Here is a 13,738-nt window from a genome sequence, read left to right as displayed (position 1 = left end):
AATTTAGCTCTGTCAATAATATCTATGAATGACAGGGCACCTGCATCTTCGGGAATAATGGAATTAAAATTATCTAAGGTTTTAAATGAACTACAGTGAGTTAGCCGCTCCTTATATCCGCGCAATAGCGCCCTATCAGCCTGGCAAACCGATTGCTGAACTGGAGCGCGAGCTCGGTATCAGTGGCATCGTAAAACTGGCATCCAATGAAAACCCCCTTGGCACCAGCCCCCTCGCCATGGCTGCTATGAGTGCTGCAATTAACGATATAGCACGTTATCCAGATGGCAGTTGTTTTGAGCTGAAAAATGCATTATCCGAACGATACAAAATAGAGAATGCATGCATTGTGCTGGGAAATGGTTCAAATGATTTGTTGGAACTGGCCGCACGCGCTTTTCTCTCGCCAGGCGACAAAGTGGTTTACGCTGATCATGCTTTTGCGGTGTATGCGCTGGCTACGCAAGCGGCGGGGGCTACGGGCATCAGCGTGCCAGCCACAAAAGAGTTTGGCCACGATCTTTCTGCAATGCTGCAGGCTGCTGTGCAGCATAAGGTAAAAATGGTGTTCATCGCTAACCCGAATAATCCAACGGGTACTTTTCTAGGTGCAACGGATTTGTTGAATTTTCTGCGTGCAGTGCCGCCCCAGGTGTTAGTGGTACTTGATGAGGCGTACAACGAATATCTGCCGCAAAATTTGCGTTACGACAGTGTGAGCTGGTTGCGTGAATTTCCCAATTTGATCATTTCCCGTACTTTCTCCAAGGCGTATGGTTTGGCCGGTTTACGTGTTGGTTATGCATTAGCAGGCGAGTCGGTGACGGATATGTTGAACCGAGTACGACAGCCGTTCAATGTTAACAGCGTAGCGCAGGCTGCAGCTGTGGCTGCGTTACAAGACGAGGCATTTGTAAGGAAGACTTGTGAATTGAACCAGGCTGGCATGGAACAGATTACACAAGGATTAGCGCGATTAGGACTGAAGTATATTCCCTCTTATGGGAACTTCGTATGTTGTCATATTACGAATTCAACCCAAAGTGGGGAAAATGGGGCTGGTCAAATGTACCGTCGCCTACTTGAACTGGGGGTGATTGTGCGGCCGATTGCCAATTACGATATGCCAGATTATTTGCGTGTGAGCATTGGTCTGGAAAGTGAAAATGAGAAATTTTTGTCTGCGCTGACGCAGGCATTAGGAGAAACAGCGTGATTATTGTAATGAACAAGGATGTGACTGACGCTCAAATTAGCGTAGTGGTAACAAAACTCAAGGATGCAGGGCTGGACGCCAATATTTCCCGAGGTATTGAACGCACAGTAATCGGCGCCATCGGTGATGAGCGTAAATTAACTGAAGAAATGTTTACCCCGCTGCCCGGGGTGGAATCGGCGATGCATATAGTCAAACAATATAAAATTGTGTCGCGCGAATCTCATCCCACAAATACGGTGATTGACATTGGCGGTATCCAGCTGGGTGGCAAGCAAATCCAAGTTATTGCTGGCCCGTGCTCAGTAGAAACTCAGCAGCAAATGGATTTGTCCGCCCAGTATGTGAGCGAAGCAGGTTGCCGTTTGATGCGTGGCGGGGCATTTAAGCCTCGCACCAGCCCTTATGCTTTTCAAGGCAAGGGTATTGAGGGACTGGATATGTTCCGTCAGGCAGCCAGCAAATTCAAGCTGCCAATTGTGACTGAGCTAATGGATGTCCGCATGCTAGACACCTTTTTGGAAAATGACGTCGACGTTATTCAGATCGGCACCCGCAACATGCAGAATTTCGATCTGCTCAAAGAAGTGGGTCGTATCAACAAACCAGTCATTCTCAAACGCGGTATGTCGGCTACCATTTCCGAATGGCTAATGGCGGCAGAATACATCGCGGCCGGCGGCAACCATAATATTATATTCTGCGAGCGTGGTATCCGTACTTTTGAAACCTATTACCGCAACGTACTTGACGTGACCGCTATTCCAGTAATCAAAAGAGAAACTCATCTGCCAATAATTGTCGATCCTTCACACGCAGGTGGCAAGGCATGGATGGTTGCGGCGCTATCACAGGCAGCAATTGCGGCGGGGGCAGATGGACTGCTAGTTGAGATGCATCCAACTCCCAGTGAGGCATGGTGCGATGCCGATCAGGCGCTGACACCGCAAGAGTTGAAGAAGATGATGGGTGTGTTGGGCGGAATCGCCACAGCGATTGGACGCACACTTTAATCCTTTCTCACGCTAGCAAGAAAAGTGATGAAAGTCGTGACAAAACCATTGTTTCGCAAGATTGTTGTTTTCGGCGTTGGCCTCATCGGCGGTTCGTTTGCGCTAGCTTTGCGGCGAGTGAATGCGGTGGAGGAAGTAGTTGGTTTCGGACGCAGCGAGCGAACACTAGCACAGGCACAACAACTTGGTATAATCAATCGCAGCGGTTCTGATTTTGCGACAGAGTTAGGTGATGCCGATCTAATATTGCTGGCCACGCCCGTGGGCCAGATGGCCGACATAATGGCTCGCATTGCGCCCCATCTGGGTGCTCATACAATCATTATTGATGGCGGCAGTACTAAGTGCGATGTTGTCGGTCATGCTTATAAACATTTGGCCGCACATATCGCCCGCTTCATACCGGCACACCCTATTGCAGGTAGCGAGCAAAGCGGCGCACTCGCGGCGCGAGCTGATCTGTATCAAAACAAAAAAGTAATACTGACTCCGTTACCGGAAAACTCCGCTGATACTGTATCGCGCGTAAGATTGGCATGGGAGTTGTGTGGCGCGCTGGTAAGCGAACTAACGCCGAAACAGCATGATGAAGTGTTTGCTGCTGTCAGTCATATGCCGCACTTGCTTTCATTTGCATTGGTGCATGATTTGGCACTACGCGAAAACCGTGATTTGTTACTTTCTTTTGCAGCTAGTGGTTTCCGTGATTTTACTCGAATCGCAGCCAGCTCGCCGGAAATGTGGCGCGATATTTGTCTGGCCAACCGTGATGCATTGTTGATCGAAATGGGCCGCTACATGAAAGAACTGGAAACTTTGCATAATGCGCTTGCGGAAGCAGATGGTGACAAGATGGAAGAAATATTCAGTATTGCCAGTGCGCTACGTATTAATTGGTCTCCACAATAAATTTAAAATATTCTAGTCTTTTTGATTTTTAGGATGAGGGAGGGAGTAATGAATTTAGTGTAGGGCATCTCTAAAAATTAAATTTACGTCATTTCCGCCTTCGCTAGAATGACTAATTTTTAGAGGTGTCCTAATCAATACCGTCTTAAATAGATGACTATAAGGAGAAAAGGATGGATTTACGAGTTTCCTGTATTAGAAAGAGTGACAGTAAACTTGCGCATGAGCGCATTAAATTTATTGGTGGAGTAGATGCTAATGGAGTCCGTTGGCAACTTTCTGTGGAAGAGGCAATTGAGGGTATTTCAATTGGTAAGTGGCGATTTACCACTCTTGTGGCGGGACATCCATTTTGGTTAGTTGTCGCTACCAGCTCACTTGGGTATAAGTACTTAAAAACGGATCACGATTTGGAACAGCCATATAATTTACTTAGCTTACGCGAATGTCCGCCAGATAAATAGATTTCTATTTTAAGGTGGTAGTCATGCCTTTATAATGAAAGTTGGAAATGTAGCTAGTTGTTCAGTATGAATAGAGTGGGCGCTCTATTACGATTATGGACACCTCTCCGATTTTAAGTTCGATTTTGTACCGCGTAGTGTAGTAGAGTCATGGATTATGAATATTCAGTGATATCCTTCGTTTCATACTGTTTTCTTAACTAAATATTTGCACAAATCTCTATGCACATTGCAGCCAACTTTTTTTCGCAAGCATTAAAATGATCATGTCGCTCCTTGATAAGCTGTTAAAGTTGCTTGTAATCAGCTCGGAAGGTAGTTGAACGTTGCTTCCATGCTTAACTGGCAGGATGGACAGCCATTCTCCCACCGTTTCAGCGATGTCTATTTTTCAAGAGATTCCGGACTGGAGGAAAAACGGCATGTTTTTCTGCAAGGCAATCGGCTGGCTGAACGTTTTGCATCTTTATCAAGTGGAGATAGTTTTGTCATCGGCGAGGCAGGTTTCGGCACGGGGTTGAATTTTTTATGCGCTTGGCAACTGTTCGAAAAGGTCGCTCCATCCAATACCAGTCTGGATTTTTTCAGCGTCGAAAAATTTCCCCTTGACGAGAGAGAGCTGACCGATGTTTTGGCACTTTGGCCAGCGTTGCGGCAGTATGCAGATAAACTCCTTACCCACTGGCGACGTCGCGTACCCGGCTGGAATCGGTGGTGTTTTGACAATGGAAAGATACGTCTTACGCTAGTGATAGGTGACGTAAAAGATGCGCTAACTGAAGTCTGTGGTGGCATCGATGCATGGTTTCTGGATGGGTTTGCACCAGCACGTAATCCAGAAATGTGGACGCAGCCCGTGTTCGAGAACATCGTACGAGTCTCTAAGCCAGGCGCCTCGTTCGCCACTTATACTTGTGCAGGCTGGGTACGGCGCGGTTTGGAACAAGCAGGATTTCAAGTCATCAAATCTCCAGGCTTTGGACGCAAGCGCGATATGCTCCAAGGTCACCTTCCCGGTTCGCCGCCGATGCGGCCTCCTGTAACAAAAGCCATTGTGATTGGCGGAGGAGTGGCTGGTTGTGCCGTTGCTTCAGCATTGGCGATGCGCGGAGTCTCAGTTACCCTGAACGAAGGCGCACCGGTATTGGCTGCGGCGGCATCAGGCAATCCACGTGGGGTATTGCATGTCCGGTTAAGCGCAGGCATGAACCCATTGCAAAGTTTTGTTCTGGCCGCTTATGGGTATGCACTGGCCTTGCTTGATGAAAAGCTTCCCATTGACGGCATCGTTCGTGCGGAATGCGGAGAGCTACAACTGGCGTTTTCTGAGCATGAAGCGAAACGTATCGACCGGCTGTCGGCACTTGATTGGCCACCGCATTTATTACGTCGTGTGGATGTGGCTGAAGCATCCCAGCTGGCGGGTATTGAATTGGCACATGGCGGCCTGTGGTTTCCCGCCGGTGGCTGGCTGGTTCCGCCGCAGATGTGTGCAGCATTGGCAAGAGACTCCTGTATCGTGCAGCGTACCGGTTATCGCGCGGAATCTTTGACAGCGGTAGGAACCGGCTGGCGGGTGGAGGGAAAAGACGAGCGACAACAGACATGGTCTGAAGAAGCACAGGTAGTAGTGGTTTGTACCGGTTATCAGGTGAAATCATTTGCACCATTATCACACCTTCCGCTGACGCCAGTGCGAGGACAGATTACGTTACTGCCTGTTTCATCTCATAGTGAAAATCTGCAAACGATAGTGTCTGCCAGTGGTTATCTGACTCCATCAGCCGGGGAGTTGCATGTGTTGGGAGCGACGCATGATTTTAACGATGATGCTGTTGATTTGAGGGTATCCGATCATGCAGGTAATTTGTCCAAGCTGGAAGATATATCTCCTGCACTAGCCAAAACGATGAATATGGATTCATTAGATGTTGAGAAACTTAATGGCCGTGCTTCAGTGAGATCTTCCGTTCCCGGAGCCATACCGTTAGTAGGAGAATTATTGCCGGGGTTATATACCAGTCTGGGTCATGGCACTCGAGGTCTGGTAACTGCCGGACTTTCCGGTGAATTGATTGCAGCGATGGCATGTGAGCAATTGTTGCCACTGCCATTGTCGGTAGTAAATGCATTAACGCCTTAGCAGGGGCTTGTAGGGTAGGAATGGATAATTAACGATAATGTGTGCGGCAAAAAAACTATGCGGAATTCATATGTGCTTTTTTACTACGATTAAGGATCGGCCTGATAATTAAATATTGTGTCCGCTAAATTGTAAGAATCTCCCTCTTTATTTGATATTTCCATAAATAGTTGACACTGAAATAAATATAACTCGTTGATAGGTAGCGCGGTAGGCTGAGTTGAATGAAATCAAGCCCTACACTCACCTCACGCATGGTTTGGCGTCTGTCACACAAACACGAGGTCAGTTCTAACATTTCAAAAGGCTCTTAGAACTTAATTAAAGGGATGCATTACTTAGCCAAGCAGTTGCTTGGTGAATTCATCATGTGATTATTTTACCCATACGCAGACTGTCTCTGTTCATAGCTAATCCGTTAAGGAGTCTATTCTAGCGCTAAGCTCTTCAACTTGCTGTTCCAATTTAACCACTCTCTGTTCTAAATCCGTCTTACTAATCCGTTCTGTAGTGTATGTAGCTATCATTTTATTGGTGTGTGCTTCAATATCAATGGCGCCAGAGAATAGGTGCATGTATTCGCAGTCCTTACGTCCAGGTGTACGTGGCAGTTGTACAATCACTGGTTCGGAATTAAGCTCGTTAAGACTGTCAATTGCATCAACAACTTCAACGTTATCGGTAAAAATATGTAAGCGGCCACTGCGTGCTCGTAATTCACCAGGTGTTTGAGGGCCTCGCATCAATAGCAAACAGACGATGGCAAACTGCGGTGGAGTAAAATGTATATCACCGAAAGTGGTATTGCAAAATCGCTGTTTATATTTCTCAACGCCATTGTTGAAATTTTCCTCAATAACAAGCAGGTGTTTGTCACATAGGTCACGTGCGGTGCGTTTCACTATACCTTTATCCAGCGACATCACAGGGTCGCGTCCAGACTTCTGATTGCACGCATTCGTCAGCGCATTGAGGGATAATGGATACTGATCCGGCGTAAAGATGGATTTTTCCATCAGGCAAGCAATAATACGAGTTTCGTTGATAGTTAAGCTCTGGAGCATAGATTGGCCTCGGGAATTATTTAACGAATGTTATATTCAAATTTAAGCAATATTCTATACCCAAGTGGGAATAATGGGCCAAGTTGCTTTATTCGTATTAAATTTTCAAGCATTTTCAAAGGTGCAACGGTGCCTGCCATTGATATTTAGATGACGACCATCAAATGGAAACGTAACATATCTCACTGACCAGGATGTAACTCCTAAAGTCAGCGCACCTTGGACACAAATATCGCTTGAGTTTAATGAGACGTTTGAATGACTTTTTTTAACAGGGTTTTTTACTCAAAAGTCAATATCGAACGCCTTGAAAAACGCCACTTATTGCAGGTTGTTGTTATGGAAGGCTATAACGGCTGAGTGCATTCGCCACAAGGAAATATTTCCGGTGCCAGCCAAAACAGACACCATAGATGCACGTAGAGTTCTCGAACTGTTCTGCCAGCCCGAATACCTGTCGATGGCGAAAGACGCACGCTACTACGTTACGCCGGCACCGTAAAATATATATAAATCATGTAAATAGCGCCAAAAATGTATAGATATATTAGTCAGGAAAATGCTAATGAGCTGCGCTTAAGATAGTTTTGGTGGATTGGCAAAAGCATGCCTTTGTTCCGATTGCAATGCTTGGAATAGTGCCAACCAAATATAGAATATTTCTACTTGGCACCAACATTTCACCTTTTCGCTTACCGCCTTCATACTTATCATATGTTACAATGGCTCTGTTATTGGAATGGGCGAAAGTGGCGGAATTGGTAGACGCACTGGATTTAGGTTCCAGCGCCGCAAGGCGTGAGAGTTCGAGTCTCTCCTTTCGCACCAACTGAAGAATTCACTTATTAACCTAAGGAAAGCTAGTATGTCGAGCGTAGAAATCATGAGCGGGTTGGAGCGCCGCCTTAATGCATCCATCCCTCTGCAACTGGTTAGCAGCGAAATGGAGGTGCGCCTAAAGAAAATGGCACGTACCGCTGAGGTACCTGGTTTCAGGCCAGGCAAGGTGCCGTTCAAGATTCTGGAGCAGAAGCATGGTGCGCAAGTGCAGCAGGAGGTGCTGCGAGATGCTTTACGACAATCCTTCGCCAAAGAAGCGGAAGATAGCCAGTTAAAAGTGGTTGGTTTCCCTGCTTTTGAAATTAAGACCACCGACCCTGATGCAGTGTGGATTGAGTATAGTGCGACTTTCGAAGTCTACCCTGAAGTCGTATTGGGTGATCTTAGCGGAGAAAGTGTGGAGCAGGTGTCTTACACCTTAAGTGATGCCGATGTTGATACTACGATTGTTACGCTGCTTACCCAACACGCAACTTTCGAAGAGGCTGACCGTGCGGCCAGGGATGGAGATAGGGTGCATATTGATTTCAGTGGCTTACTGGACGGTAATGTATTCGAAGGGGGTGAGGCTAGAAATTTAGCCGTAATGTTGGGCGTCGGAAGTTTGTTGCCAGATTTTGAAAATGCCATTATTGGCATGAAAGCTGGTGAAACTAAAACTTTCGAGATGACTTTTCCGCAGGACTATAAGGCAGAAAAAGTGGCTGGTAAAGCAGTGACGTTTACTATTACCTTGCACAAGGTGGAAGATCAAATTTTGCCAGAAATTGACGATAAATTTGCCAAGCTCCTCGGTATAGAAGATGGTGATGTGAATAAGCTGCGAGATGAGGTTCAAAATAATTTAGAGCGGGAAGTCAAGCGACGCATAATGTTACGTAATAAAGACAGCGCGATGGCTGCCTTGCTGAATGTGACTCCTGAATTGGAGATACCTAAGGCATTGTTGGATGCTGAAGCGCAGGGCTTGATGCAGCAAACTATGCGAGATATGAAAAAACGCGGAATGGAAATGCCAAAGGATGAGGAGACTTTACCGCTTGAGCTATTCACTGAACGTGCGAAAAAGCGTGTTAAGTTGAGTTTGATTATGACGGAGATCGTAGGTAAATATGATTTGCACGCTAAACCTGAGCAGGTTAAGGCGCTGGTTGAAGATTACGCACAAAGTTATGATAATCCAGAAGAAGTGGTGGAGTGGCACTATAGTGAACCGGAACGTTTGCAAGACGCTGAAAATTTGGTGTTAGAGGATAACGTGGTGACTTGGGTGACGGAAGCTGCCAATGTGATAGAAAAGAGCATTGAATTTAAAGAGTTGATGGAGAATGCCGCGTGATGCATAGCGAAACACCTCTAAATAATGAGGATCCGCAAAATATCGGTATGATTCCGATGGTGATAGAAACCAGCGGCCGTGGGGAGCGTGCATACGATATCTATTCACGTCTGCTCAAGGAGCGAGTTATATTTTTGGTCGGCAATATCAATGATATGAGCGCAAATCTGGTGGTGGCGCAGTTGTTGTTTCTCGAGTCGGAAAATCCAGACAAGGAGATCCACCTTTATATAAATTCACCAGGCGGTTCAATTTCGGCAGGCATGGCTATTTATGACACTATGCAATTCATAAAGCCGGAGATTTCGACGTTATGCATTGGCATGGCGGCATCTATGGGTGCTTTTTTGTTGCAGGCCGGTGCAAAAGGTAAGCGCTTTATGTTGCCTAATTCTTCGGTGATGATTCATCAGCCATTGGGAGGTTTTCAGGGGCAGGCGACAGATATTGAGATTCACGCCAGATATATATTGAGCCTGCGTGAACGCCTTTATGACCTGATGGCGCAACACACCGGTCGCAATGTAGAGGAAATTGCCCGTGATAGCGAGCGCGATAAATTCCTAACTGCGACTGAAGCTGTTGATTATGGCTTGGTAGATAAAGTGCTTGATAAACGTGTTTGACCAAAAGCATGAGCACAATCGATAGGTAAGACGTAAGCGATAAACAAATCAGGAGGGGTGAATGGCGCTGGATAAAAGCAAGGGTGACAAGCTATTGTATTGCTCATTTTGCGGCAAGAGCCAGCATGAAGTTCGCAAACTGATTGCGGGGCCTTCTGTATTCGTGTGCGACGAATGTGTCGAGCTTTGCAATGATATTATTCGCGAGGAAATTAATAATACCGTGTCTGGCAGTACGGACAAGGCTGATCTGCTAGTGCCACATGATATTCGTGCGCGTCTTGATGAATATGTGATCGGTCAAGATCATGCCAAGAAAATTTTGTCTGTGGCGGTTTATAATCATTATAAGCGTTTAAAAAACACAGATACAGATGAGGTGGAGCTAGCTAAGAGCAATATTTTGCTGCTCGGCCCGACTGGTTCAGGAAAAACCTTATTGGCGCAAACCTTAGCGCGATTGCTTGACGTTCCGTTTGTGATGGCCGACGCTACTACGCTGACCGAAGCGGGGTATGTTGGCGAAGATGTCGAGAATATTATTCTGAAGCTATTGCAAGCGTGTGACTATGATGTGGAACGCGCGCAGCGCGGAATTATTTATATCGACGAAATTGATAAGATTTCTCGCAAAGCAGACAATCCTTCTATTACTCGAGATGTTTCAGGCGAAGGGGTGCAGCAGGCGTTACTTAAGTTAATCGAGGGGACGAAGGCATCTGTGCCTCCACAAGGTGGCCGCAAACATCCTAATACCGAATTCTTGCAGGTTGATACTACCAATATCCTATTTATATGCGGTGGAGCGTTCGATGGCATGGAAAAGGTCATACTCAACCGGTCAGAGAAAGCTGGCATTGGTTTTGGTGCAAGCCTTTCCAATCGAGATGATAAGAAGAGTGTAGGTGCGGTATTACGTAATTTAGAGCCTGAAGATTTGATCAAATTTGGTTTGATACCTGAGTTTGTCGGACGTCTGCCAGTGGTTGCTACTCTTGAAGAACTGGATGAAGCGGCGCTCATTCAAATTTTGACCGAACCAAAAAATGCCTTGACCAAACAATACCAAAAGTTGTTTGCTATGGAAGGCGTAGAAATAGAATTCGACGAGGCCGTGCTGCAGGCCATTGCCAAGAAAGCACTGGTACGCAAGACAGGTGCGCGTGGTTTGCGCTCGATTCTGGAAAGTGCTTTGCTTGATGTTATGTATGATCTGCCTTCGATGGACAATGCGAGCAAGGTGGTATTGGATGTCAGCAACGCAAATGGTGAAATTAAACCGATTGTGATACACACGGATGCATCAAGAGCAGCTTAGTAATTTAAAGCAGCATCCTGCGAGCTGATGCGGCGATTTATAACTTGACTTGAATTTTTTCATTGTGCCCCCATCTAATTGTCAGGTTAATCCACAGAGGAATTTTAAACTATGACTGAGTATGATACCGATGTACTAGTTACCAGCTTTTTCCCACTACTTCCTTTGCGCGATGTGGTGGTGTTTCCACATATGGTGATCCCATTGTTTGTCGGACGCGCGAAATCTATCAAAGCACTGGAATCTGCTATGGAAGCGGGTAAGAGTATTGTATTGGTGGCGCAAAAAGCTGCAGCTAAAGATGAGCCTGCCGCGGATGACTTATACTGCGTTGGTAGTATTGCTAATATTTTGCAGATGCTAAAGTTGCCTGACGGAACCGTAAAGGTGCTTGTGGAAGGCACACAACGAGTAAAAATATTACGTGTTCTGGATGAAAAAAATCATTTCGATGCGGATATTGACCCAGTCCCTAGTGATGATGGGTTGGATAATGAAGCAGAGGCTTTGCGTCGCGCCTTAATTAATCAATTTGATCAATATGTTAAACTCAACAAGAGGATTCCGCCAGAAACATTGACGTCTTTAGCTGGTCTGGAAGATTCAGGGCGACTAGCGGATACTATAGCCGCGCATTTGCCACTAAAACTGGAGCAAAAGCAGGAGATATTGGAGATTTTTGATGTCCGAAAACGCCTTGATCATTTGTTGGGTCTATTAGAAGCCGAGCTCGATATCCTGCAAGTTGAGAAACGGATTCGCGGTCGTGTCAAACGGCAAATGGAAAAAAGCCAACGCGAGTATTACTTGAATGAACAAGTAAAAGCAATACAGAAGGAGTTGGACGAAGGTGAAGATGGTGCTGATTTTGAGGAGTTGGCAAAGAAAATTAAAGCTGCCCACTTACCTAAAGAAGCACGTCTCAAAGCTGAAGCCGAAATGAAAAAGCTGCGCTTAATGTCCCCCATGTCAGCAGAGGCGACTGTAGTGCGTAATTACCTCGACGTGTTGGTAGGGTTGCCATGGAAAAAGAAAACAAAAATCAACAATGACTTGAAATCTGCTGAGGAAATATTAGAAGCGGATCATTATGGCTTAGACAAGGTCAAGGAACGTATTGTGGAGTATCTTGCAGTGCAGCAACGTGTTGACAAGATGAAAGCGCCAATTCTTTGTTTAGTCGGGCCACCGGGCGTTGGTAAAACTTCGCTGGGTCAGTCTGTTGCGCGGGCTACAGGCCGTAAATTTATGCGTATGTCATTAGGCGGAGTGCGTGACGAGTCAGAAATTCGTGGCCATCGCCGCACTTATATTGGCTCAATGCCAGGTAAAATATTGCAGAATATGACCAAGGTAGGCGTAAAAAATCCGTTGTTCCTACTCGACGAGGTAGATAAGATGGGTATGGATTTTCGCGGTGACCCATCGTCTGCGCTGCTTGAAGTGCTAGATCCAGAACAGAACCATACTTTCGTTGATCATTATGTCGAGGTTGAATATGACTTATCTGATGTAATGTTTGTTGCGACCGCAAATACCATGAATATCCCAGGTCCACTTTTGGATCGCATGGAAATTATCCACGTCTCAAGCTATACGGAAGACGAAAAAGTAAATATTGCAATGCATTATTTAATTCCGAAATCCCTTAAAAACAATGGTTTAAAAGTTGAAGAGATTGGGATATCAGAAAGTGCAATTCGTGACATATTGCGTTACTATACTCGCGAAGCAGGGGTGAGAGGTTTGGATCGTGAGCTGTCTAAGATTTGCAGGAAAGTGGTGAAAGCATTGCTTCTAAAAGGTCGTGCTAGCAAGGTAATGGTGAATGCTCGTAATTTGGATAAGTATCTTGGAGTGCGACGCTTCAACTATGGAATCGCAGAGAAACATAATCAGGTTGGGCAAGTAACCGGGTTGGCATGGACAGAAGTTGGCGGTGAGTTGCTGACCATTGAAACTGCAGTCTTGCCGGGTAAAGGTAATATTACCCCCACTGGTAAGCTGGGCGATGTCATGAAAGAATCGATTCAAGCTGCACTTAGCGTTGTGCGTAGTCGTGCTCATAGCTTGGGTATTGCAGATGATTTTTACCAAAAAACTGATTTACATATCCATTTACCTGAAGGCGCTACACCCAAAGATGGACCAAGTGCTGGCGCAGGCATTTGTACATCGATAGTCTCAGCGTTGACTGGTATCCCTGTACGTGCTGATGTGGCGATGACCGGGGAAATCACGCTACGTGGTGAGGTGCTGGCGATTGGTGGACTAAAGGAGAAGTTGCTGGCGGCTCAACGCGGTGGTATTAAAGTTGTATTGATCCCAGAAGAAAACACTAAGGATCTTGTTGAGATTCCAGATAACGTAAAAAATAAGCTTGATATTCATCCCGTTAAATGGATCGAGCAGGTATTGGAGATAGCGTTGGAGCGCAAGCCGCAGCCATTACCTGAGGCTGATCCAGTAGTTAAGCCCATGTTGGTGGAGAAAGATAGTCGAGCTACTGCGATTAAGCATTGATGTGTTATGACGGCTTTATTAAAATAATTGTAACTGTCTAATATATTAAATTTTTCAGTTACAGTGAATATTCTTTATATTGGGCCAATGTAGTACTTGTTTTCAACTGATAAAAATTAATTAAGAAAGTAACTATAAAAAATAGAATGACATGTAAAATATTTATTCGTAGTTTGCACGATGGATGAGTCCGTTTACGCAATAAAGATGGTTCTGATCAATCGATTATTCTGCACTCGTTGCAAGGATGAAAGCTAAGTCTAAAAAATCATTGCATATAAAA

The 13,738-nt window shown here is 45.6% G+C and carries 11 protein-coding genes and 1 tRNA gene; 11 read left to right on the top strand and 1 reads right to left on the bottom strand.

All coding sequences use genetic code 11. The annotated features are described in order from the left end of the window. The first annotated feature begins 85 nt into the window (after positions 1-85). From hisC to mnmC, 5 genes are all read left to right on the top strand, one after another. Complete coding sequence (gene hisC, locus MJ770_RS00555) at positions 86-1,216, top strand: histidinol-phosphate transaminase (RefSeq protein WP_239249339.1); 1,131 nt, start codon at positions 86-88, stop codon at positions 1,214-1,216. After that, positions 1,213-2,229, top strand: coding sequence for a 3-deoxy-7-phosphoheptulonate synthase (aroF, locus tag MJ770_RS00550; RefSeq protein WP_239249337.1), 1,017 nt, complete (start codon positions 1,213-1,215; stop codon positions 2,227-2,229). Before hisC ends, aroF begins: the two co-directional genes overlap by 4 nt. A 27-nt stretch (positions 2,230-2,256) precedes the next feature. Continuing rightward, the gene (locus tag MJ770_RS00545; RefSeq protein WP_239249335.1) at positions 2,257-3,138 is read left to right on the top strand and encodes a prephenate dehydrogenase; all 882 of its coding nucleotides are present in this window, start codon (positions 2,257-2,259) and stop codon (positions 3,136-3,138) included. Between the two features lie 173 nt (positions 3,139-3,311). Continuing rightward, positions 3,312-3,602, top strand: a complete 291-nt coding sequence (locus tag MJ770_RS00540; protein ID WP_239249333.1) for a DUF3892 domain-containing protein — start codon at positions 3,312-3,314, stop codon at positions 3,600-3,602. 319 nt (positions 3,603-3,921) lie between these two features. Beyond that, the gene (gene mnmC / locus MJ770_RS00535) at positions 3,922-5,745 is read left to right on the top strand and encodes a bifunctional tRNA (5-methylaminomethyl-2-thiouridine)(34)-methyltransferase MnmD/FAD-dependent 5-carboxymethylaminomethyl-2-thiouridine(34) oxidoreductase MnmC (protein ID WP_239249331.1); all 1,824 of its coding nucleotides are present in this window, start codon (positions 3,922-3,924) and stop codon (positions 5,743-5,745) included. A gap of 410 nt (positions 5,746-6,155) precedes the next feature. Here mnmC and MJ770_RS00530 read toward each other — a convergent pair whose 3' ends face one another. Beyond that, positions 6,156-6,809, bottom strand: coding sequence for a YceH family protein (locus MJ770_RS00530; protein ID WP_239249329.1), 654 nt, complete (start codon positions 6,807-6,809; stop codon positions 6,156-6,158). 307 nt (positions 6,810-7,116) lie between these two features. Here MJ770_RS00530 and MJ770_RS00525 point away from each other — a divergent pair, with 307 nt between their 5' ends. The 6 genes from MJ770_RS00525 (at position 7,117) to lon (ending at position 13,455) form a co-directional block, all read left to right on the top strand. After that, positions 7,117-7,311 (top strand): hypothetical protein, encoded by a 195-nt coding sequence (locus MJ770_RS00525; RefSeq protein ID WP_239249327.1) that lies wholly within the window; start codon positions 7,117-7,119, stop codon positions 7,309-7,311. A 241-nt stretch (positions 7,312-7,552) separates the two neighbouring features. Next, positions 7,553-7,637: transfer RNA gene (locus MJ770_RS00520), tRNA-Leu, on the top strand. Positions 7,638-7,674: 37 nt separating this feature from the next. After that, on the top strand, positions 7,675-8,988 hold the full coding sequence (gene tig, locus MJ770_RS00515; RefSeq protein WP_239249325.1) for a trigger factor: 1,314 nt from the start codon (positions 7,675-7,677) through the stop codon (positions 8,986-8,988). Next, positions 8,988-9,614, top strand: coding sequence for an ATP-dependent Clp endopeptidase proteolytic subunit ClpP (clpP, locus tag MJ770_RS00510; RefSeq protein ID WP_256448757.1), 627 nt, complete (start codon positions 8,988-8,990; stop codon positions 9,612-9,614). Before tig ends, clpP begins: the two co-directional genes overlap by 1 nt. Positions 9,615-9,675: 61 nt before the next feature. Further along, positions 9,676-10,932: an ATP-dependent Clp protease ATP-binding subunit ClpX gene (gene clpX, locus MJ770_RS00505; protein ID WP_239249323.1), complete on the top strand. Its 1,257-nt coding sequence runs from the start codon at positions 9,676-9,678 to the stop codon at positions 10,930-10,932. 111 nt (positions 10,933-11,043) lie between these two features. Then, positions 11,044-13,455: an endopeptidase La gene (gene lon, locus MJ770_RS00500; protein WP_239249321.1), complete on the top strand. Its 2,412-nt coding sequence runs from the start codon at positions 11,044-11,046 to the stop codon at positions 13,453-13,455. Positions 13,456-13,738: the final 283 nt, after the last annotated feature.

This window comes from Candidatus Nitrotoga sp. M5, from assembly GCF_927904885.1.
Classification (GTDB): Bacteria; Pseudomonadota; Gammaproteobacteria; order Burkholderiales; family Gallionellaceae; genus Nitrotoga.
Note: the sequence above shows the minus strand (reverse complement) of the source record. Positions and strands in the feature narration are given on the sequence as shown.